Genomic DNA, 20,684 nt, shown 5'->3' on the forward strand with positions numbered 1-20,684 from the left:
TAATATTTATCCTATGGGAAGAGCTTTTGAATTTCGTAAAGCACGTAAAATGAAACGTTGGTCGGCAATGAGTAAGGCCTTTACACGTATTGGTAAAGACATTGTAATGGCCGTAAAAGAAGGTGGACCAGATCCCGATAGTAATGCTCGTCTTAGAGCAGTCATCCAAAATGCCAAGGCAGTAAACATGCCAAAAGACAATGTGGAACGTGCTATTAAACGCGCGTCCGACAAAAGTCTTGGAGATTTTAAAGAAGTTCTTTTTGAAGGTTACGCGCCTCATGGTATTGCCATTTTGGTAGAAACCGCAACCGATAACAACACCCGTACTGTAGCCAATATTAGAAGTTACTTTAACAAATGCGATGGAAGCTTGGGAACTTCAGGTTCTGTAGTTTTTATGTTTGACCACACATGTAACTTCCGAATTAACGGTGAAGGTTTGGATGCAGAAGAACTAGAGCTTGAATTGATTGATTTTGGTGCCGAAGAAGTATTCGTAGATGAAGATGGCATCCTTATTTACGCTCCTTTTGAATCGTTTGGAGCGCTTCAGGCTGAATTGGAATCTAGAGGTATTGAAATCCTGTCTTCAGGTTTTGAACGCATCCCACAAGTAACCAAAGAGCTTACACCAGAGCAAGCTGCAGACGTAGAAAAGCTTTTGGAAAAGATTGAGGAAGACGACGATGTTCAAAACGTGTACCACACAATGCAAGAACAAGCCGAATAATAAAAGATTCTTAAAAATTATCCAAAAACCTAAACATATGTTTAGGTTTTTTTATATTCATACGTTACAAAACGCAATCAAATTCGTTCTAAAGTAAAAAAAAACGTATGAGTAAAGTTTCTACTCCCAAGATATCCTTAACACTTCTACTATTCGTAGGTATTCTTTTTAACCAACACCTAAATGCTCAAATTGTTTCGGGCCGGGTATTGACAGAAGTACAGTCTCCCATTTCTTTTGCCACCATCCAAATTGGAGAGCATCATGGCACCATTAGCAATGAAGAAGGCAACTTTTCTATTAGCACAGATGGTTTCAACTCCAAGGATTCGGTGTATATTTCCTGTTTGGGCTTTGAAAAACTAGGAATGCTTGTAGAAGAGTTCTCTTCAAAAGATTACATATTGAAAGAACAGGTCAATGAACTTTCTGAAGTATTCTTGACCAACCGAAAACTCACGGTCGATTCCATTCTTTATTATGTGAATAAAAACCTGTCAAAAAACTACAAAACAGACCTTTTGGACTATGAAGTCTTCAGCAGAAAAACCGAATTTATAAAAGGTAAAGACGTTAATTTTGAAATTGATAAGTCCACAGGCTTCTCAAAAAAACAACTCAAAGCCTTCAACCAAGACTTTAATGAATTGGAAACAGCCTTGGTAAACAACAAGTCCAAGCAATACACCGATTTTGTGGGCCATTTATTGATAAAGGATGCTAACGCTACCAAACTTAAAATTGAAAAAGCCGTTAGACTTCTCGATAAGAACAACAGCCAATCTTTGGAGGTTTTGGCGAATAAAGGAAAAGATATCATTTCAAAACATTTGGATAAAGACAAAGTGTATACCATTAAAACCGGCATGCTCAAAATTTCCGACTCCCTTTCCCTTTCCGAAGGGAATGACAAAATGAAAGACACCGTAAATTCAATTGGCATATTAAAAGGTAATGTAAAACGTCCTTTGGAACACCACGGTTTTAAAAGTCATTCCATCCTCAATTTTGTTTTAGAAACCAAACTTTACAAATACACTCTAGACGACGTCACCTTCCTTGGTCCAGAAATGGTTTATGTCATTTCCTTTGTGCCTAGAAGAAGTTCTGCAGACTATGAAGGTAAGCTCTACATTTCCAATGAAACTTTTGCTGTACTTAAAGCCGATTACCATTTCTACAAAGGACGTGTGGGTGAAAAATTCAATTTAAAACTTTTGTTAGGGATCAAATATGTTGAACAAGGCCACACGGGTTCTGTGATCTATCAAAAAGGTGCAGACAACTTTTATTATCCTAAATACATCTCAGAACAAAGCGATAGTTATTTTTATATAAGCCGACCTTTTAAGTTTATCGAAAATGACAACAGAAGCAACAAAGTCTCCTTTGAATTTATGGTAGAAGGTATTTTTAAGGAACGGTTGGAAGTTTTGTTTTTGTCGCAAAAACCAATTTCCTCTGCAGAATATGTAGAAACTACCGAACAAAAACACGTCAATTATGAAACGCCAAAACAGTATGACCCAAGTATATGGGCCGACTACAATGTATTGGAGCCACTTAACGAAATGAAGGCATTTAAGGTAGCCGAATAGTCCTTTGAAGTAGGCAAAAGATTCCAATTAATTATCCTATCTTACAGCCCGAACTAAATTTAATCTGCATATGAAATGTAACTACTCTTCGCCGCGTCTCCTAACCGCAGCGATGGCTGGTTTGCTTGCTTTTGCTCCCTTGAGCATGGAAGCACAGCGAAAAGACAAAAAAAAGAAGTCGAAAGACTACCCCGAAGCGGTTCAAAAACCTGTCAGTAACGGAAAATCTATCCAAGAACTTATCAAGACCTCCAACGCTAAGGAAGGCCTTTTTACAGTATATCAAGATACGATTACCGGTTCTATTAAAATGTTGATTTCTGAAGACCAAATTGGCAAGGAATTTATCTATTTTTCACAAGTTATGGATGGAGTTATGGAAGCCAACAGCTTTAGAGGTGCTTATGGCGATTCCAAAGTGGTTAAAATCAAGAAATATTTCAACAATATTGAGTTTGAAACCCAAAACACGTCCTTCTATTTCGACCCTAGTAGTCCCTTGGCCAATGCCAAAGATGCCAACACCAGTAACGGGGTTTTGGCCAGTTTGAAAATTGAAGCTCACGACAGTGCCAAAGGTCTTTATTTAATTGATGCGGACGAATTGTTTTTAAAAGAAACCTTTACCCAAATTAAGCCTCCAAGATATCCGGGACAATCACCAATGGCCTTTACTTTGGGGAATTTGGACAAAGGTAAATCCAAAATCCTAAACATTAAAAGTTATCCAAACAATACCGATTTGGCTGTGGAGTATGTGTATTCCAATACCTCTGTTCTTAACGGTGGATCGGATGCCATTGCCGATGGTAGAAACGTAAGCATTGAAGTTTACCACAGTTTGATTGAAATGCCTGAAAACGATTATGAAATTCGTTTTGACGATCCTAGGGTTGGGTATTTCACAACTCAAGTAGACGATCAAACCTCTACAGGAACAACAGCTTATAGAGACTTAATTCACCGTTGGAACTTGGTAAAGAAAAATCCAGCTGCCGATTTATCCGAACCTGTAAAACCAATTACATGGTGGATTGAAAATACCACGCCTTTAGAATGGAGAGAAACCATTATGGAAGGTGTTTTGGCTTGGAACGAAGCTTTTGAAAAAGCAGGATTCCTAAATGCTGTTCAGGTAAAATTCCAACCAGATGATGCCGAATGGGACGCCGGAGATATCAATTACAACGTATTGAGATGGGCTTCATCAAGTGCTCCAAGATTTGGTGGGTACGGACCTAGCTTCGCTAACCCAAAAACAGGTGAAATTTTAGGAGCCGATATCATGTTGGAATACCTACACTTTACCAACAGAGTATTTTACGATAAGCTTTATGGCAATGCTCAGGGAATGACAAACATGGAAGCTGAACAATTCTCAAAAAACAATCCGATGTACTGTTCTATGGGGCATGTGGTTCATGAAAACCTAATGTTTGGAAATACCATGTTGCAAGCTTATAATGCTTCCGATTTGGAAATGGCCCGTATGAAAAAAGAAGCCATGAAAGCTTTAATCATGCACGAAGTTGGACATACTTTAGGATTGAACCATAACATGAAAGCGAGTCAGGTATATTCACCTGAGCAATTGGCTGACCCAGAATTCACAAAAGGAAAATGTTTAACTGGATCTGTAATGGATTATGCCCCTATCAACTTAAGTAAAGATCCTGCCACTCAAGGGCAATATTATGATACCGCTGTTGGACCTTACGATGTTTGGGCCATTCAATTGGGATATACTCCGTTCAAATCAAAGGCTGATCACGAAGCCCTTTTAAACATGTCTACAAGACCTGAACTTGTTTTTGGAAACGATGCCGATGACATGCGCAGTCCTGGAAAAGCTATCGATCCTAGAGTAAATGTAGGTGACATGTCTAGCGATGCTATTCAATATGCCATCAATACTATTGAACTTTCCAGAGACCTAATGGACAATATCCGCATCAAGTTTTCCAATAAAGGAAATTCTTATGACGATTTAAAACGCGCCTATAATAATTTAATCAGACAGGAAGCTGGTGCTGCCGGTGTGATTTCAAGGTATATTGGCGGTGTGTATGTAGACCGCGCCATGATTGGTCAAGAAGGCGCTACACAACCGTATACCCCGGTGAGTTTGGAAGACCAAAAACGCGCGATGGATGCTTTAGACAAATATGTATTTGCTCCAGATGCCTTCACTGCACCAAGCGAACTTTACAATTATTTGGCAAGCAAACGAAGAGGACAGAATTTCTTTAGAGGTCCTGAGGATGTCAAAATCCACGACCAAATTCTATCTAGCCAAAAAAATGTATTAAATCATTTATTGCACCCAAATACGTTACAAAGAATTACAGATTCTGAAATGTATGGCAACCAATACAAAATGTCAACCTTTATGGTAGACTTGACGAATGCCATTTTTAAGGCAGACATCTACGGAGATGTATCTTCAACCCGTCAAAATTTACAGGTAGAATACACCAAAATGTTGATTGAAATGTTAACAGGGACACAAAGTAGCCGATTTGACAACAACGCTAAATCTATGGCGCTTTACAACCTAAACAGAATCAAAATTATGGCCGCTCCTTATGGAGATATCTCTACAAAAGCACACAAAATGCATTTAATAACCTTGGTTGATAATGCCCTTAAAGAAATCAAATAAGTGCTGAAAACTTTATAAAGAAAAAGGCTATCCTAATGGATAGCCTTTTATATTTCATATACTTAATGAAGTTCTAGGAAAGTTCAGGAATTTTCCCCTTCACACCTTTAAAAAAAGATTTCATGTATTCAAAATCAGCTTCCTTATTATCTGTAGGATAAAAAGGCTCCGAAATAAGATTCTGCTTGTTTTCAAAATCCAAAGTAAACATAATGATGGGAACATTTGCCGCCTTCGCGATATAGTAAAATCCCGTTTTCCACTCTTCTACCTTCTGACGTGTCCCTTCTGGCGCCAATGCCAATCTAAATTCTTCTTTGTTATTAAAAATTCGGGCAATGGCATCTACTTTATTTTCGTTGGTTCCTCGATTAATTGGTGCGCCTCCTATAGCCTTCATGTACCAACCCAAAGGCCCCATAAACAATTCCTTTTTGGCAATAAAATTGGATTTGATACCCACTACCTGACGTAGCAATACACCAATGTAGAAATCGTGCCAACTGGTATGTGGTACGGCAATAAGCACTGCTTTTTTTACCGTATCCTTGGACATCGTAACATTTCCAACCACCTTCCAGCCCAAGATTCGGAAATAAATGAATTTGGCCAGCCTACGCATGTTACATCTTTTTATACAACTCCTTTAAACGCTCTCTGGTAATGGTCTGCTTCCAATTTTTACCAACAGCATTTTCCCAAAGCGGCTCTAAACTCATAGCCACATCAATCATAGTGTCAAATTCTGAATCTTCCAGATTCGCACACAAACCTTTAGGCAAAGTAATATTGTGGATTTTCTTCATTTTCTTGAACAATTTCACCCCTTCAGGATAAAACTCTTCCAAATGATCAAATACAATACAGTTACCAATTCCGTGTTTGGTTCCCAATAAATACCCCAAACCATAGCTCATAGCATGTGCCACCCCCACTTGGGAATAGGCTATGCTCATTCCTCCATGCCAAGAGGCCATCATCAACTTGTCCTGCATTTCCTCATCACTCAATGAGTTCTCTACAAAAATTTCCTTACAAAGCTCCAAGGCCTTCTCTCCATAACTTTGGCTAAAGGCATTGAGATAAGTCCCATTTAAGGATTCAATACAGTGAATATAACAATCCATACCCGTATAGAACCATTGGTCTGTAGGGACATCTTTGGTAAGTTCTGGATCTAAAATCACCTGATCAAATGGTGTATGATCGGAATTGATTCCTAGTTTTTTGTCCGGACCAGTCAAAACCGTGGTACGGGATACTTCGGCTCCTGTCCCTGAAATGGTTGGAATACCCATATGGTAAATGGCCGGATTTTTAACCAAATCCCAACCTTGGTAATCCTTGGCTTCACCTTCATTAGTCAACATAATGGCTACAGCCTTGGCTAGGTCCAAAATAGTTCCCCCACCAATACCGATAATTCCCGAAGGTCTATCTTTATGATCTAAAATAATTTTCTCAACCAATTCATCTACCTGGGATGTTTTAGGTTCCTCATCAGCAGAAATGTAAATTAACTTATCATCATAAGCCAAAGGTATTCTTCCCGTAATCCAAGCATTACCTTCAAACACATCGTCCACCAAAAAAATGAAAGGGGCTTTTGAATTAATGCGCTTTGGGGCCAATATATCTTCCAATTGATCAAAACTTCCGCGGCCAAAAACCACTCTAGATACCATTGGATAATTTTTAAAACTCATGTATTTCTATTATTGTTCAGTCAACACCTGAATAATTTCAGGCAAACTATTTACTGTTCTATATGTTTTGTCTTTTGTTTCCGTTTCAGACACCTGCTCATGAATCCATGTGGTATGAAACGGAACATGTATGGCCTTTGCCTTCAGATTTACCAAAGGTAAAATATCTGATTTTAAAGAGTTCCCGACCATCAAAAACTCTGAAGGTTTGATATCCAAATGATTTAACAACTTGGAATAATCACGCTCCTCCTTTTCACTCACTACCTCAATATGGTGGAAATAATTCAAGAGTCCTGACTTCTGTAACTTGCGTTCCTGATCCAACAAATCGCCTTTGGTCACCAATATCAAACGGTAATCCTGTGATAATATTTTTAAGGTTTCCTCTACCCCGTGCAACAACTCAACAGGCTTGTTGATCATGTCCTTCCCGATATCCAAAATTGAGGAAATGGTAGCATTTGAAACCGAATTATTAGAAAGTTCCAAAGCCATTTCAACCATGGACAATACAAAGCCTTTCACACCATAACCATACAGCGGCAAGTTTTTGATTTCCATTTTGAACAGCTCCTGATCAATCTTATTGGCAGTCTCGTAAGGCGCCAATAATTTGGCCACTTCCAATTCAGCTTCACGGAAATAGGTTTCGTTCACCCACAAGGTGTCGTCGGCGTCAAACCCTATCACTTTTATATGTTGGTATTCATTCTTCAAAAGTCTTCGAATTTAGAATATCATTTATTTCCAAAGTTGCTTGGCGCGTTCCAAGTCTTCCGGCGTATCAATTTCGACACCTTCCACATTGGTTTCTACCATTTTTATTTTCTTCCCATATTCCAAATACCTGATACATTCAATCTTTTCTGTAGCTTCCAAAAATTGCATCGGTAACTCATAAAAGTCTAGCAAAGCCTGTTTTCTAAAGGCATAAATTCCTTTATGCTTGAAATATCTTGCACCCGCTTCCTTATCTCTTGGATACGGAATAGGACTTCTTGAAAAATACAGGGCAAAATTCTGCTGGTCTACAATAACTTTTACTGTATTTGGATTGCTAATTTCGTCCCAATCCTTGATTTCCACCATTAACGAGGCCAAATCGATGTCCTTGTTTGGGTCCTCTTTAAATACTTCAATCACTTTTTGCAGACTCGCCCTTTCGGTAAAAGGTTCATCTCCCTGCACGTTTACCACAATATCCACATCCAAACCCGCTACCGCCTCAGCTATCCTGTCGCTACCGGATTGATGTTCCTTTTGGCTCATTATGGCTTTCCCTCCGTGGCTTACAATTTCATTATAAATGATATCGCTATCAGTTACCACATACACATCGTCAAACAATTGTGTGGCCACCGTAGCTTCGTAAGTTCTAAGGATTACCGTTTTACCGGCCAAATCCTGCATTAGTTTAGCAGGAAATCTAGAGGCACTATAACGTGCCGGAATCATGGAAATTATTTTCATATCAACTGATATATTTCAGTTCAAAAATAAAACTTTTTGAATGATTTTAAGATTTGGGAGCTTTAATCTTTTTGTAAATCCTGAAAAAGACATATAACATGATAAGGGTCAAAATGAAAGCCAATACAGGCAGAAAAACTGACATAGCAGACATAACTGCCGATGTGCCTGTTTCTATGGTTGATACTATCGGATTGCCTAATCCTGCTGTAGAAACCGAAGAGGTTGCCCTTGTAGCCGAAGCGCCACTTTTAATGGCAGCAGCCGTCCCTCCTCCTGCGATAATGGCCAGAGACCACATCACCACTGGATCTAAATTGGTAGCCGTTACCACTACTACCAAGGTTCCTGCAATACCCGCCAAAGGTATCGCAATGGTATCCAACAAATTATCTATAAAAGGAATGTAATAAGCAATAATTTCGACCAAAGTGGCAATACCCAACGTAACCAAAGCCGTTGTGCCCCCTACCCATTGCCAAGCCTCATTGACCTCCCATAAACCATAATGGGTTACCAAACTCAAGGCAAAAAGCGGCAAAAACACGCGAAATCCAACGGATGCCGATAAACCTATACCAAGGCATATACCTATAAGTGTTTCCAATGCCATAATGAAAATTCGCTTGTAATTTCATCTAAAAACTAGGCTTCAAAGCTTTCGTCCTTAAAACCGATAAGATACAACTTTTCTTTGGCTCTTGTAACGGCTGTATACAACCATCTCATATAGTCCCTATCAATGCCATTTGGCAAATACGGTTGCTCTACAAATACCGTATCCCACTGCCCTCCTTGAGATTTATGACAGGTGATGGCATAGGAAAACTTCACTTGAAGTGCATTAAAAAAACTATTGCCCTTAATCTGTAAAAATTTGCGGTAATTGGAAGTTTCATTTTCGTAATCTTTTTGAACTTCTTGGTATAACCTATTGGAATCTTCATAGGTCAATGAAGGGGTTTCCGCTTCAATAGTATCCAACATTAATACCGTTTCAAAAGGTTGCATCCTTGGATAATCTACCATTTTCACCTTAACCTCGGCAAACCTAAATCCATAGAGCTCTTTGATACTGAAAATCTCCAAGACCTCTATAATATCTCCATTGGCAATAAAGCCCGCTTCGGTAGTGGGTTTGATCCAGAAATAATTATTCTTCACCACCATTAAATAGTCACCTGCAGACAATTCATTTTCTCTAAATAGAATGCGGTTTCTAATTTGCTGATTGTACAAATTGGCGCGTTTGTTACTCCTTACTATAATAGTAGTTTCCTCATGGCCTCTTTCGCTATAGGCATCATTGATGGCATCCATAATTTCATGCCCATCGACCAATCTTATAATATCATTAAAGCCGTGAAGATTGAATTTAAATCCGTCATAAAAGTGTTCCTCCAAAATTTCACGGATTCTGGTGGCATTCCATAAAATACCCGATTCTTGCCCCTGACGCATTACTTCATCCAATTCAATACTGGAAACCTTTTTATTATAATTAAGGTCCAAACGTTGTCCATCCAAGGCAGGACTCAAATCGGATTTTACTGGAGGTAACTGTGCTTTGTCCCCGATTAGTAATAATTTGCATTGGTGGCCTGAATATACATATTGCATTAAATCGTCAAGCAACGAGCCATTTTCCATCAATTTGGATTCTCCCGGAGTATCCGGAATCATGGAAGCTTCATCAACAATAAATATGGTATTGCGATGTTTGTTCGGCTGAAGTACAAATTTCACTCCTCCTCCCTTTTCTTTCTTCGGAAAGTAGATCTTTTTGTGAATGGTAAAGGCCTCCTTCCCCGAATAATTGGAAATTACTTTGGCTGCCCTTCCCGTAGGCGCCATTAATACCGCACTTTTTTTGGCTTCCCAAAGATTGGAAACAATCGTCCCTATGATACTCGTTTTTCCAGTTCCGGCAAATCCTTTCAACAGGTATAGGGCATTGGGCGATTTGTCGAAAATAAACTCAGACAACTGTATTAAAACGGCATTCTGTTTTAATGTAGGTTCAAAAGGGAACTTCTGTTTGATGAGTTTATAGAAATCGGAGGCGGTCATTTATCTGTTAAAATTGAATTTTTCGCAAGATACTATATATATAATAGAGCAATGTGGCATTAGTTAATAAAATTAAACCCTAATAATGTGAAACAAATTTCATATCTTTCTTTTTTAATTGAATTTTATTTGCATTGGTTTTCGTGAATAAAAAAAAGTTGTAGATTTGCGTATCACCTTTAATAAAATAAAAATAACTAACTATGTTAACAATAATTATTGCTGTTGTAATTATTATTCTAGGTACGATAGGAATCGTATGGTTGATTGATAAATTTGTTCCAAAAAAGGTTAAACCTTTAATCAACATCGCCTTATGGGTACTTATCGGATTCTTGGCATATTCAACATTTATGTCGGTTTACGGCGAAATCCAATTCAACCAACTTAAAAAGAAGCGCTATGCGGCAGTAATCGAAAAATTGAAAGATATTAGAGATGCCGAGTTAGCCCACAAAACGGTTACAGGTAAATTTACTGATAACTTTGACAATTTAGTAAAGTTCATTGATACAGCTCAATTTACCATTACTCAACGTAGAGATTCAAGTGTTATCGACGAAGAGCTTACCAAGCGTTTTGGTGGTGTTGAAATGAGAAAAGATATTGTTATCATTGACACTTTGGATTTTGTTCCTGTGAAAGATTCTCTTTTTGGAGCAGACACGCGTTACAAAACTATGATGAACTTACCTGTAGGTAAGCCAGATGCTAAATTTGAACTTAAGGCAGGTACCTTAGATGAAATTCCGGTATTTGAAGCATCTGTTTTGAAAGACGTGATTCTTTTTGACCAAGATCCTAATTTGGTAGCTAAAGAAAATGAAGTGATTTCTGTGGACGATGTAAATGGTCCTGCGCTTAAAGTAGGTTCCATGAGCGAAATTAACACTAATGGAAACTGGCCTAAAAATTATTCAAACGAGTAAGAAATTGCATCAAATCGATATTAAGGAGCTGTCCATTCAAATTAGTTTGAGTGGACTTTCTTTTTGTATTTTAAATAGGTCCACAAATACCGTTGGACATCTTCAGCACGTTCCTTTCGACAAAAAGCTAACGCCATTTGACATTCTGGAACGCATCATCGCCACTTTGGAAGATGGCGCGGTTTATGACCAAACCTTTAGCGAGGTGCTTCTCATTTACCAAAACGAATTGTCTTGTTTGGTGCCAAAACCGTTGTTTGATGAAGCTCATTGTGCAGATTACCTAAAGTTCAATGCCAAAATACTAACCACCGATTATATTTCATTTGATGAAATTCCGTTTAACGATTCGGTGAATGTTTATGTCCCTTTGGTAAATGTCAACAATTTCATGTTTGACAGATTTGGTTCTTTTGAATACAAACATGCCTCTACTGTTTTAATAGAGCACATCCTGAAGCACCAACCGCTTTCTAATGTTCCCAACATTTATGTAAATGTAAACGAACACAATTTTGAAATAGTTGTTGTAAAAGATTACAATTTGGTACTGTATAATACTTTTGAATACATCACCAAGGAAGACTTTATTTACTACATTCTATTTACCATAGAACAATTAAAAATGGATCCCGAAACCTTAAAGTTGAAGTTAATGGGAACCATTACCGAAGGAGACGACCTGTACCAAATTGTATATACCTTTATACGAAATGTAGAGTTTGTCATGCCTCATCATAAATTTAATTTTATCGAAGAACCTAAGACAGCCCACAACAATTATGTTCTTTTAAACAGTTTTAAGTAATGCGCATTATTTCTGGACAATACAAAGGAAGACGTATCACCCCTCCCAAAAAACTCCCTGTTCGCCCAACTACCGATTTGGCTAAGGAGGCCTTGTTCAACATTCTTAACAACCTGTATTACTTTGATGAAATTTCAGTGATCGATTTGTTTTCGGGAACTGGAAGTATCAGTTATGAGTTTGCCTCACGTGGGACCGAACAGATTACGGCTGTAGACCAAAATTTTGGATGTATCAAATTTATCAATGAAACGTCCGAAGCTTTCGATATGCCCATCTCCACTATAAAAAGTGACGTTTTCAAGTATTTGGAAAGTTCCAAAACAAAAGCCACTGTTATTTTTGCCGATCCTCCTTATGGCTTTACTCAAGAACAGTTCGAAACCATTCCTAATTTGGTATTCCAAAATAATTTGTTGGATGAAGATGGAGTTTTAATTGTAGAACATTCCAAAGAAACTGACTTATCCAGTATGGAACACTATGCCTATTCCAAAAATTACGGAGGATGTGTATTCAGTTTTTTTGAAATAGAAGCAGAAGATCTTTCCGAAGAGGAATAAACTTAAAAACCTCAATTATTGAGAAAAAACAAAGCCCATTAAAAAATGGGCCTGTTTTAAGCAAGTAAATCTATAAGCCGAATTCTGTACTCCGAATGGAGCCCTTATCATTTATCTGAGTGTACTGTTACCAGCACACTTTAGCTGCCTACCCTCCAACATCGAACGTGCCGCCCTCAAACGTTGGTATACATGACATTGCACCGTATAGAGTTTACATGATTTCACTACAGCATTACCTGTACATCCTTTCTGTTGCACTATTCCTAGCCTCACGACTGGTGGCCATTAACCACTATACTGCACTACGGTGTTCGGACTTTCCTAACCAATAAATTGGTTCGATAAGGTGATTTACTTGGGTGCAAATTTACAAATAACATATTCTAATTTCCATGCCTTTTTAGTCATTTTATTTCGCATCACCTAAGGACAACTGCTATTCGCCCTAATAAGTTGTTGATAACTCCTGTCAAAATTTGACCTCATAATTCCCTATTTACAATTGAATTTTTAATTTTGTTGTTCTAAGTTTTTTCAATGGAACATTTCATCGTATCAGCTCGAAAATACAGACCTCAAATCTTCAAAGATGTTGTAGGTCAGCAAGCTATTACCAATACTTTGCTCAATGCCATTGAAAATAACCATTTGGCTCAAGCCTTACTATTTACGGGGCCTAGAGGGGTTGGAAAGACCACTTGCGCCCGTATTTTGGCAAAAATGATCAACAGTGACGGCAACGAAAGTGAAGATGAAGATTTTGCTTTCAACATTTTTGAGCTGGATGCCGCTTCCAACAACTCGGTAGACGATATTAGAAACCTTACGGATCAGGTTAGAATACCACCGCAGGTTGGAAAATACAAAGTCTATATCATCGACGAGGTGCACATGCTCTCACAGGCCGCTTTCAATGCGTTTTTGAAAACCCTGGAAGAGCCTCCTAAGCACTGTATCTTTATTTTGGCAACTACTGAAAAACATAAAATCATTCCAACGATTTTATCTCGTTGTCAAATTTTTGACTTTAAACGCATTACGGTTAAAGATGCCAAGGAGCATCTAAAATATATTGCCGAAGAACAAGGTGTAACTGCCGAAGACGATGCTCTGCACATCATTGCCCAAAAGGCTGATGGCGCTATGCGTGATGCCCTTTCCATTTTTGACAGGGTCGTAAGTTTTTCAGGAAAGAACCTAACGCGTCAAGCCGTAACTGAGAACTTGAATGTTCTGGATTACGAAACCTACTTAACCAGTACCGATTTGATTCTGGAAAACAAAATTCCAGATTTACTAATCCAGTTCAATATCATTTTAGGTAAAGGTTTTGATGGCCATCACTACATTGCTGGTTTAGCTTCACATTTTAGAAACTTATTGGTATGTAAAAATCCAAAAACAGTAGAGCTTTTAGAAGTTGGTGAAGATGCTTCCCAAAAATATTTGGAACAAGCTCAAAAGGCCCCTCAGGATTTCCTGTTGAAGAGCATAGAACTTGCCAACGACTGTGACCTGAAATACAAAAGCAGCAAAAATCAACGCTTGCTCGTTGAATTATGCCTTATGCAGCTTGCCTCTATCACTTTTGATGGAGAAAAAAAAAATAGCAGACGTTACATAATTCCGCCTTCTTATTTCAAAAAGAAAGGCATTACCCCAATACCTGTTTCAGTTCCTAAACCTGCAGCAGTTCAAAAAACAGCTTCTCCACAAACTAATTCCACTGCTGAAGAAGTTAAAAAGTCAGCAGCCAAAGAGGCACTTACTACAGAAGCGATTATTGCCAAAAGAGAATCCCAACAAGGTAGAACCTCTGGCCTTTCCCTAAAAAGTATCCGCGCCAAACGGGAACACTCCATAAAACAACAAGATGTTGTTGTAGACCCAACCGACCTCCCTACAGAGGAATTTACCCCAGAGGAATTTATGAATGCATGGAATTCCTACATTGAAAAACTTGAGTCCAAAGGAGAAAAGATTATGGCATCCATCCTGGAGATGAACACCCCAAAATTGAATGGTACCTCTATTGGATTAGAATTTCCTAATTCAACTTTAAAAGTAGAATTGGAACGTGCCCAAAACCCATTGATGGAATATCTCAAAAATAGGCTCAAAAACTTCGACCTAAGATTGGATATTGTCGTTAATGAGGAAACTGTAAAGCAATATGCTTTTACCCCTGAAGATCAATATGAAAAACTTAAGGAAAAAAACCCTAATATTGAACTTTTAAGAAGTATTTTTGGACTTGATATATAGACTATCATGAAATACATTTTGTTACTTTTCACGCTCTCAGCAATGGTTCTTACAAGTTGCGACGGACGCCAAAGCTCAAGGGAGTCCTTGCAACAATCCATTTCAGAATTCAACCAAAAGCAAACGCCTTTAGAGCTTATCAGCTTTTATCCAAAAGAATATACTGAAGTTGAAACAGACACCATAATGTCCAATAGCCTATGGATAAACATCAAAAATTACAGTTTGATGGACCAAGAGGTAATTCAGCACAAAAAAACTATTGGTAACAATAAAGACATTCAATACCACCGAGCATTTGAATCGGAAATTGCAGTTTATAATGCCAATCAAAAAATATATACCACTACCATTAATGCCCATCAATTCCAAAACAAAGACAATTCATCGTTTTGGAACAATGCTACTTTGGAGCATGTTTGGGTAAATCAGGAAACTTCTGGTTTAGGTTGGGTGAATTTAGAAATTACCTTTATCGATCCCCAAACGCAGGCCTATAGAGTTTATGAAATGACCATTGACCACAATGGCAAACAAAACACATTTTTAAAGGAACAAAATAGTTAAACAGATGTTAGGCTTAAAACTCCCTACAGACCCACGTTGGGTCAATATTGTTGAAAAGAATATTGAAGACATCCTTACAGACCATGCATTCTGTGAGCAAAAGGCAACCAGTACCGCCATTTCACTTATAGTTGGATTTCCGGAATACACCGAATTGGTTCAGGAAATGGTAGCTTTGGTGAAAGAAGAAATCAGCCATTTTAAAATGGTCCACGATAAAATTTTGGAGCGCGGTTGGACCTTGGGTCGTGACCGAAAAGACGACTACGTAATCGCCTTGATGAAATTCTTTCCAAAAGGAGGCAGTAGAACAACCCAGTTGGTTAACCGATTGCTTTATGCGGCTTTAATTGAAGCTAGAAGTTGTGAACGTTTCAGACTGCTTTCAGAAGAGTTGGAAGATAAGGAACTAGCAGAATTTTATAGAAAACTTATGGTAAGCGAAGCCAACCACTACACCATGTTTTTAGGTTTTGCCAGACAGTATGGAGACCGAAAGGAAGTGGACAAAAAGTGGCAGGATTTATTGGATTATGAAGCCGAAATCATGAGAGATTTAGGTAAAAAGGAAACGATCCACGGTTAAAACTTGAACATAAAAAATCCCAATTACAAAGCTTGACTTTGCTAATTGGGATGATACCATTTTATAAAAAAAAACGATTAATAGCCTTACCTAAAACACTCTAAAGTTAACACCAATTTGAATGACATTGTTTGTTGCTTCGGGGCTTAAATCGTCATCAAAAACATTTGAAAAACCATAGTTATATCTGGCATCTACGTACCAGTCTTCACACACCTTAAACTCTATAATTCCTACACCAGAAAACACAAAGTTTTTAAAACCATCACCTTCTTTGTGAATTTTCAGTCCAGCTTGAGGACCTACACCAAGCGCTACCCTACCATCAAACATGGCATACTTGAAAAGTACTGGTAAATTAAGGTAATCATTGGCAAAATCTTCAACTCCGGCACCTTCCGGCGAAAACTGTAGTTCCGGCATTATAGAGAACTGTTCGGTTAAACCGATGTCTGCATGAACCCCAAACAAAAATCCGTTTCTGTGTGGATTTCTTACTATTGGGGTGTCTTTATAATCTAAATTTGAAATGGTTAAACCGGCTCTTACACCATATTTAACTTCTTGAGAATATCCAAGTGTCACGAACAACACTACCAATAAACTAGTAAAAATTGTCTTCATAGTTTGAATGATTTGAGTGCTCGAATATAAATGGAATTAACAAATAACTGTTAAATATTAGATATGTAACTAAAAAAATAAGATAAAGTGTTCATTCTTATTCCAAAAGAGAACTAGAAACGGTTTTATAGTACATACTTTTAATTATTCCGTCAGAAAGTCCAATTTTAGGCACATAAATATCCTTTGCGCCACTCCATTTCATGGCAGATAAATAGATACGGGTTGCAGGAATAATTACATCGGCCCTGTCCTGGTTAAGGTCCAATTCGGTAATTCTTTCTTCATAGGAATAAGTCTGCAACTTATCATAATAGGAAGACAGGTAGAAATAGGTTAATGGTTTCCCCATGGCCTTTCCTGAAATTTTGAAGATTTTATTAATGTTCCCCCCAGATCCTATTAAATCCAATTTGTCGTATTCCCTTGTATGTTCTTTAATCCAAGATTCCAGTTCTTGCCAAGTTTCTTTATTAACGATATCGTTTAATAACCTAACCGTCCCAATTTTGAATGATTTGGATTCTACTTTTTCTCCAAGATGAATCACAGAAAATTCGGTACTTCCCCCTCCTACATCCACATACAGATAGGTTTTGCTTTCATCGATGTAACTATGCAAATCAGTAGCCGCGATAATGGCTGCTTCTTCTTCTCCATCAATAATATCAATATCAATTTGGGCTTGTTCAGAAATTAATTTAGCTACTTTACTACCATTTTCTGCCTCACGCATGGCCGAAGTGGCACAAGCTTTATAGGCAACTACTTTATGGGATTTCATCAACAACCGAAACGCGGTCATGGTATCCAACATACGGCGCTCGTTTTCCTTTGAAATTTTTTGCTTTAAAAACACATCTGCTCCCAAACGGATTGGCACCCTTACCAACGAGTTTTTCTTAAAACGTGTAGGCTTTCCTTTTTGTTCTATAATATTTGAAATGAGCAACCTAACAGCATTGGAACCTATATCGATGGCCGCATATTTTTTAATTGAAAGCATTTAATTCTCTAATTTTTTTAAATAATAGTCGTATGTAGCAAATTGGGCTCTCACTTTAGGTTTATCGTTTCGTTTGTACTTGTTATCCTGAAACTCATCTAAAATTCTTGCCTTCACATTGTCATTCCAACAAATATCAAACACATCCAAGAGCTCTTGCTTGATGGCATCATCATAGATAGGACAAGTGACTTCCACTCTATTTTCAATGTTTCTTGTCATCCAGTCGGCAGAAGAAATATACACTTTTGTATCACCATCATTACAGAACACGTACAAGCGGGTATGTTCCAAAAACTTATCGACAATACTAATCACCTCAATGTTTTCGCTCATACCTGGTATTCCTGGAACCAAACAACAAAGGCCGCGTACAATCATTTGAATTTTCACACCAGCCCTACTTGCTTCGTAAAGTTTATCCACCATAGCATAACTTGAAATGCTGTTCATTTTAAGTTTGATGTAGGCCGGTTTTCCTGCTTTTACATTGTCAATTTCATTATCAATTAGCTTAAAGAACTTCGACTTTGTATAATGTGGCGATGTAATGATATGCTTGTACCTAAATATTTTATAGTTGATTTCAAAGAAGTTGAATACTTTGTTCAGGTCTTTCAATATCTTTTGATCGGCAGTAAACAAAGTGAAATCTGTATAAATCTTCGCGGTAGATTCATTGAAGTTTCCTGTACTAATAAAACCATAACGCTTTAGCTTATGATCTTCCTCACGCTCTATCACACACATTTTACTGTGCACTTTCAACCCCGCTACTCCGAACAACAAATTAACACCTTCGTCCTGCATCTGCTCGGCATAGGCAATATTGGCAGCTTCATCAAATCGGGCTTGAATTTCAATGGAAACGGTTACCTTTTTACCATTTTTAGCCGCATTGATCAAGGAACTGGCCACATGTGAAATTTGCGCCAATCTATAAATGGTAATGTTGATGGTTTTTACCTTTGGATCCAACGCGGCCTCCCTTAAAAACTTCACCACATAAGAAAATGTGTGATATGGCGTATACAATAAATAATCACGCTTGGCAATATTTTCAAAAATGCTACTCTCCAAACTCAAGCCTTTAATAGGTAAAGCCTTGATTTTGTCATAAAGTAAATCCGTTCGTCCCAAACTTGGGAAATCCATATAATCTCTCCTATTGTGATAGCGACCTCCAGGAATAACACTATCCTTGGAATCAATTCCCATTTTGTCCAACAGATATTTTAAGGTTTCCTTATCAATGGTCTTGTCGTAGACAAACCTTACTGGATCCCCAATCTGACGGTGCTTTACACTATCGGAAATTTTATCAATAAAACTTTTACTCAAGTCACTATCAAAATCAAGTTCACCATCCCTGGTAATCTTGATCATGTGCGTAGAAATACTCTTGTAATCGAAAATATTAAAAATATCATCCAAACAATATCTCAATAGATCATCCAAAATGATGATATAATCCTTGTCATCCTGTTTTGGCAGAACCACAAAGCGTTCTATCGATTTTGGAATTTCAATTAAGGCAAACTGTTTTTCATCATTCTCCAAAATCATCTTCACGGCCAAATAAGCAGCACTATCCTTTAGCATTGGCAATTCCACTGAATCATTAAGAATAATGGTTACTAAAGCTGGACTTACATGCTGAAGAAAATATCCCTTAATAAACTCATGTTGTTTGGGTGTGATTTGAGTTTCCTTGATGATATAAATATCGTAATCTTCAAGCTTCTTATGGATGTTCTGTAGAATCTCCAAACTTTCACTTTGCTGCCTAATCACTACTTGGGTAATCTTTTCTAGCAGTTCACTGGCTTTGATACCTCCCAACTCACTTTTTGCAGCCTTACCCGCTTCATCAATTCGTTTTACCGTTGCGTATCGCACCTTAAAGAACTCATCCAAATTATTGGAGAAAATTCCCAAGAAACGTAATCGCTCAATCATAGGAACAGATTCATCTGCAGCTTCCTGCAAAACCCTTGCATTAAACTGAAGCCAACTCAACTCCCTATTTACATATATATTTTTATCCTTTACAGTAATATTGGTCATCATTATTTGTTTACACAAATATATTCTATTTAACTTTTAGTAAGTCCGTAACATGTGATATTTACATTATATTTTGACTTTGTATAATTAAAGATCCTATCTCTTTAATTTTGCCTGCTAATAAATCATGGTCTTAAATCTCTTGGAAAAATCATGACATCTGTATGTCCCTTTGTAATGTACTTCCAATCCTCTGCAAAAAAGTCGATTTTCACCAAGCCACAAGTGGGCAAATTGCCAATAAATTGATCACCCAGATCATTAACAATGGATGTAAGGGCGTGGTTATGTCCAAAGATCATAATTTTATTAATGGAGTTGTCGTTTATCGATAGTATGAAATTCATCACTTTTTCTCCCCCAAAATCATACAAATCGTCAACAATTTTCAGCTTGTTTTTTGGTAAATTCAAGTAGTCCATTACTCCTTTACACGTCGTTAAGGCCCTATTTGCAGGACTGGAAAACACCATATCCGGCATATAATTATAAGATTTATAGTGGCTTGACACTAATTTTATGTCAGTAATCCCCCTAGAGCTTAAAGGACGGTCTAAATCGCTAACCCCCCCATCCCAAGAGGATTTCGCATGTCTTATAAATACTATTTCTTTCATTTTTTACTCGATTAAATGCGTTTTTTATCGACAAAGTGTTGTTTATCATCGTTTTAACGATTATTTTAGTGCCTTTAACATTTATTTTTGTTCAAGATTTGATTAATGAGTTGCTTTGTTCTGTAAAATTAATGTAAATGGCCCCAAATCAACAACATATTAATTTATCCATCTATTACGCACTATTTTCTAGTGCACTTCCCTCAACACATTTTAACAGTATTAGTTTTAGTCGTTTAACACTAAAAAATGCCGTGTTTATTTTGTAAGAACAAAGCCCCTATTGGGCCATTAAATATAATTAATTAACAAATCAACTTAAATGGGATTAAAAATTTCATCAATCAAACAAAGTAACCCCTTACGCAAAAGTGAAAGGCAATTGAAATCTAAACAATTAAATAAAC

19 protein-coding genes and 1 other RNA gene are annotated in these 20,684 nt (G+C 37.5%); 9 read left to right on the forward strand and 11 right to left on the reverse strand.

What is annotated here, in order from left to right:
• Positions 1 to 13 precede the first annotated feature (13 nt).
• The 3 genes from AC6I5C_RS11410 (at position 14) to AC6I5C_RS11420 (ending at position 4,993) form a co-directional block, all read left to right on the forward strand.
• Positions 14 to 733, forward strand: a complete 720-nt coding sequence (locus AC6I5C_RS11410; protein WP_076663931.1) for a YebC/PmpR family DNA-binding transcriptional regulator — start codon at positions 14 to 16, stop codon at positions 731 to 733.
• A gap of 107 nt (positions 734 to 840) precedes the next feature.
• Positions 841 to 2,331 (forward strand): carboxypeptidase-like regulatory domain-containing protein, encoded by a 1,491-nt coding sequence (locus AC6I5C_RS11415; RefSeq protein WP_497905266.1) that lies wholly within the window; start codon positions 841 to 843, stop codon positions 2,329 to 2,331.
• Between the two features lie 70 nt (positions 2,332 to 2,401).
• Positions 2,402 to 4,993, forward strand: coding sequence for a zinc-dependent metalloprotease (locus AC6I5C_RS11420; RefSeq protein WP_497905267.1), 2,592 nt, complete (start codon positions 2,402 to 2,404; stop codon positions 4,991 to 4,993).
• A gap of 73 nt (positions 4,994 to 5,066) precedes the next feature.
• Here the strand turns inward: AC6I5C_RS11420 and AC6I5C_RS11425 are convergent, their stop codons facing one another.
• Genes AC6I5C_RS11425 through AC6I5C_RS11450 form a run of 6 tightly spaced genes read right to left on the reverse strand, consistent with a single transcriptional unit; the run spans position 5,067 to position 10,242 of the window.
• A complete protein-coding gene (locus AC6I5C_RS11425; protein WP_053977705.1) occupies positions 5,067 to 5,615 on the reverse strand; it encodes a 1-acyl-sn-glycerol-3-phosphate acyltransferase in 549 nt (182 codons plus the stop codon).
• A 1-nt stretch (position 5,616) separates the two neighbouring features.
• A complete protein-coding gene (locus AC6I5C_RS11430) occupies positions 5,617 to 6,699 on the reverse strand; it encodes an iron-containing alcohol dehydrogenase family protein (protein WP_497905268.1) in 1,083 nt (360 codons plus the stop codon).
• Positions 6,700 to 6,708: 9 nt separating this feature from the next.
• Positions 6,709 to 7,419: an HAD family hydrolase gene (locus tag AC6I5C_RS11435; protein WP_053978075.1), complete on the reverse strand. Its 711-nt coding sequence runs from the start codon at positions 7,417 to 7,419 to the stop codon at positions 6,709 to 6,711.
• A gap of 24 nt (positions 7,420 to 7,443) precedes the next feature.
• Entirely contained in the window at positions 7,444 to 8,172 is a 729-nt protein-coding gene (gene kdsB, locus AC6I5C_RS11440) for a 3-deoxy-manno-octulosonate cytidylyltransferase (RefSeq protein ID WP_497905269.1), read from the reverse strand.
• 46 nt (positions 8,173 to 8,218) lie between these two features.
• A complete protein-coding gene (locus tag AC6I5C_RS11445; protein ID WP_497905270.1) occupies positions 8,219 to 8,785 on the reverse strand; it encodes a DUF4126 domain-containing protein in 567 nt (188 codons plus the stop codon).
• A 32-nt stretch (positions 8,786 to 8,817) separates the two neighbouring features.
• Positions 8,818 to 10,242, reverse strand: coding sequence for an ATP-dependent DNA helicase (locus tag AC6I5C_RS11450; RefSeq protein WP_497905271.1), 1,425 nt, complete (start codon positions 10,240 to 10,242; stop codon positions 8,818 to 8,820).
• A 203-nt stretch (positions 10,243 to 10,445) separates the two neighbouring features.
• Between AC6I5C_RS11450 and AC6I5C_RS11455 the strand changes: the two genes are divergently transcribed.
• The 3 genes from AC6I5C_RS11455 to AC6I5C_RS11465 are packed head-to-tail and all read left to right on the forward strand — an operon-like array spanning position 10,446 to position 12,542.
• Entirely contained in the window at positions 10,446 to 11,171 is a 726-nt protein-coding gene (locus AC6I5C_RS11455; protein ID WP_053977700.1) for a hypothetical protein, read from the forward strand.
• Entirely contained in the window at positions 11,137 to 11,979 is an 843-nt protein-coding gene (locus AC6I5C_RS11460; RefSeq protein WP_497905272.1) for a DUF3822 family protein, read from the forward strand. The genes AC6I5C_RS11455 and AC6I5C_RS11460 overlap by 35 nt, the downstream gene beginning before the upstream one ends.
• Entirely contained in the window at positions 11,979 to 12,542 is a 564-nt protein-coding gene (locus tag AC6I5C_RS11465; RefSeq protein WP_497905273.1) for an RsmD family RNA methyltransferase, read from the forward strand. Before AC6I5C_RS11460 ends, AC6I5C_RS11465 begins: the two co-directional genes overlap by 1 nt.
• Positions 12,543 to 12,599: 57 nt before the next feature.
• On the opposite strand, the gene rnpB is transcribed toward AC6I5C_RS11465, so the two are convergent.
• Positions 12,600 to 12,903: RNase P RNA component class A (rnpB, locus tag AC6I5C_RS11470), an RNA gene on the reverse strand.
• 179 nt (positions 12,904 to 13,082) lie between these two features.
• On the opposite strand from rnpB, the gene dnaX reads away from it, so the two are divergent.
• Genes dnaX through AC6I5C_RS11485 form a run of 3 tightly spaced genes read left to right on the forward strand, consistent with a single transcriptional unit; the run spans position 13,083 to position 15,963 of the window.
• Positions 13,083 to 14,810 carry a DNA polymerase III subunit gamma/tau gene (dnaX, locus tag AC6I5C_RS11475; RefSeq protein WP_497905274.1) on the forward strand — a complete coding sequence of 576 codons (1,728 nt, stop codon included), beginning with the start codon at positions 13,083 to 13,085 and terminating at the stop codon, positions 14,808 to 14,810.
• A 6-nt stretch (positions 14,811 to 14,816) separates the two neighbouring features.
• Positions 14,817 to 15,377, forward strand: coding sequence for a hypothetical protein (locus AC6I5C_RS11480; protein WP_497905275.1), 561 nt, complete (start codon positions 14,817 to 14,819; stop codon positions 15,375 to 15,377).
• 4 nt (positions 15,378 to 15,381) lie between these two features.
• Positions 15,382 to 15,963 (forward strand): MiaE family protein, encoded by a 582-nt coding sequence (locus AC6I5C_RS11485; RefSeq protein ID WP_053977696.1) that lies wholly within the window; start codon positions 15,382 to 15,384, stop codon positions 15,961 to 15,963.
• A gap of 90 nt (positions 15,964 to 16,053) precedes the next feature.
• On the opposite strand, the gene AC6I5C_RS11490 is transcribed toward AC6I5C_RS11485, so the two are convergent.
• From AC6I5C_RS11490 to AC6I5C_RS11505, 4 genes are all read right to left on the reverse strand, one after another.
• Complete coding sequence (locus AC6I5C_RS11490; RefSeq protein ID WP_076663942.1) at positions 16,054 to 16,587, reverse strand: outer membrane beta-barrel protein; 534 nt, start codon at positions 16,585 to 16,587, stop codon at positions 16,054 to 16,056.
• 97 nt (positions 16,588 to 16,684) lie between these two features.
• On the reverse strand, positions 16,685 to 17,593 hold the full coding sequence (locus tag AC6I5C_RS11495; protein ID WP_053977694.1) for a Ppx/GppA phosphatase family protein: 909 nt from the start codon (positions 17,591 to 17,593) through the stop codon (positions 16,685 to 16,687).
• The gene (ppk1, locus tag AC6I5C_RS11500; RefSeq protein WP_497905399.1) at positions 17,594 to 19,660 is read right to left on the reverse strand and encodes a polyphosphate kinase 1; all 2,067 of its coding nucleotides are present in this window, start codon (positions 19,658 to 19,660) and stop codon (positions 17,594 to 17,596) included.
• Positions 19,661 to 19,785: 125 nt separating this feature from the next.
• On the reverse strand, positions 19,786 to 20,277 hold the full coding sequence (locus AC6I5C_RS11505) for a SixA phosphatase family protein (protein WP_497905276.1): 492 nt from the start codon (positions 20,275 to 20,277) through the stop codon (positions 19,786 to 19,788).
• Between the last annotated feature and the right edge of the window lie 407 nt (positions 20,278 to 20,684).

This window comes from Mangrovimonas sp. sgz306409, assembly GCF_059735265.1.

Coding starts and splice junctions, on each gene's coding strand:
- AC6I5C_RS11410 (WP_076663931.1), top strand. CDS start 14: ATGGGAAGAGCTTTTGAATTTCGTAAAGCACGTAAAATGAAACGTTGG.
- AC6I5C_RS11415 (WP_497905266.1), top strand. CDS start 841: ATGAGTAAAGTTTCTACTCCCAAGATATCCTTAACACTTCTACTATTC.
- AC6I5C_RS11420 (WP_497905267.1), top strand. CDS start 2,402: ATGAAATGTAACTACTCTTCGCCGCGTCTCCTAACCGCAGCGATGGCT.
- AC6I5C_RS11425 (WP_053977705.1), bottom strand. CDS start 5,615: ATGCGTAGGCTGGCCAAATTCATTTATTTCCGAATCTTGGGCTGGAAG.
- AC6I5C_RS11430 (WP_497905268.1), bottom strand. CDS start 6,699: ATGAGTTTTAAAAATTATCCAATGGTATCTAGAGTGGTTTTTGGCCGC.
- kdsB (WP_497905269.1), bottom strand. CDS start 8,172: ATGAAAATAATTTCCATGATTCCGGCACGTTATAGTGCCTCTAGATTT.
- AC6I5C_RS11445 (WP_497905270.1), bottom strand. CDS start 8,785: ATGGCATTGGAAACACTTATAGGTATATGCCTTGGTATAGGTTTATCG.
- AC6I5C_RS11450 (WP_497905271.1), bottom strand. CDS start 10,242: ATGACCGCCTCCGATTTCTATAAACTCATCAAACAGAAGTTCCCTTTT.
- AC6I5C_RS11455 (WP_053977700.1), top strand. CDS start 10,446: ATGTTAACAATAATTATTGCTGTTGTAATTATTATTCTAGGTACGATA.
- AC6I5C_RS11460 (WP_497905272.1), top strand. CDS start 11,137: ATGGAAACTGGCCTAAAAATTATTCAAACGAGTAAGAAATTGCATCAA.
- AC6I5C_RS11465 (WP_497905273.1), top strand. CDS start 11,979: ATGCGCATTATTTCTGGACAATACAAAGGAAGACGTATCACCCCTCCC.
- dnaX (WP_497905274.1), top strand. CDS start 13,083: ATGGAACATTTCATCGTATCAGCTCGAAAATACAGACCTCAAATCTTC.
- AC6I5C_RS11480 (WP_497905275.1), top strand. CDS start 14,817: ATGAAATACATTTTGTTACTTTTCACGCTCTCAGCAATGGTTCTTACA.
- AC6I5C_RS11485 (WP_053977696.1), top strand. CDS start 15,382: ATGTTAGGCTTAAAACTCCCTACAGACCCACGTTGGGTCAATATTGTT.
- AC6I5C_RS11490 (WP_076663942.1), bottom strand. CDS start 16,587: ATGAAGACAATTTTTACTAGTTTATTGGTAGTGTTGTTCGTGACACTT.
- AC6I5C_RS11495 (WP_053977694.1), bottom strand. CDS start 17,593: ATGCTTTCAATTAAAAAATATGCGGCCATCGATATAGGTTCCAATGCT.
- ppk1 (WP_497905399.1), bottom strand. CDS start 19,660: ATGACCAATATTACTGTAAAGGATAAAAATATATATGTAAATAGGGAG.
- AC6I5C_RS11505 (WP_497905276.1), bottom strand. CDS start 20,277: ATGAAAGAAATAGTATTTATAAGACATGCGAAATCCTCTTGGGATGGG.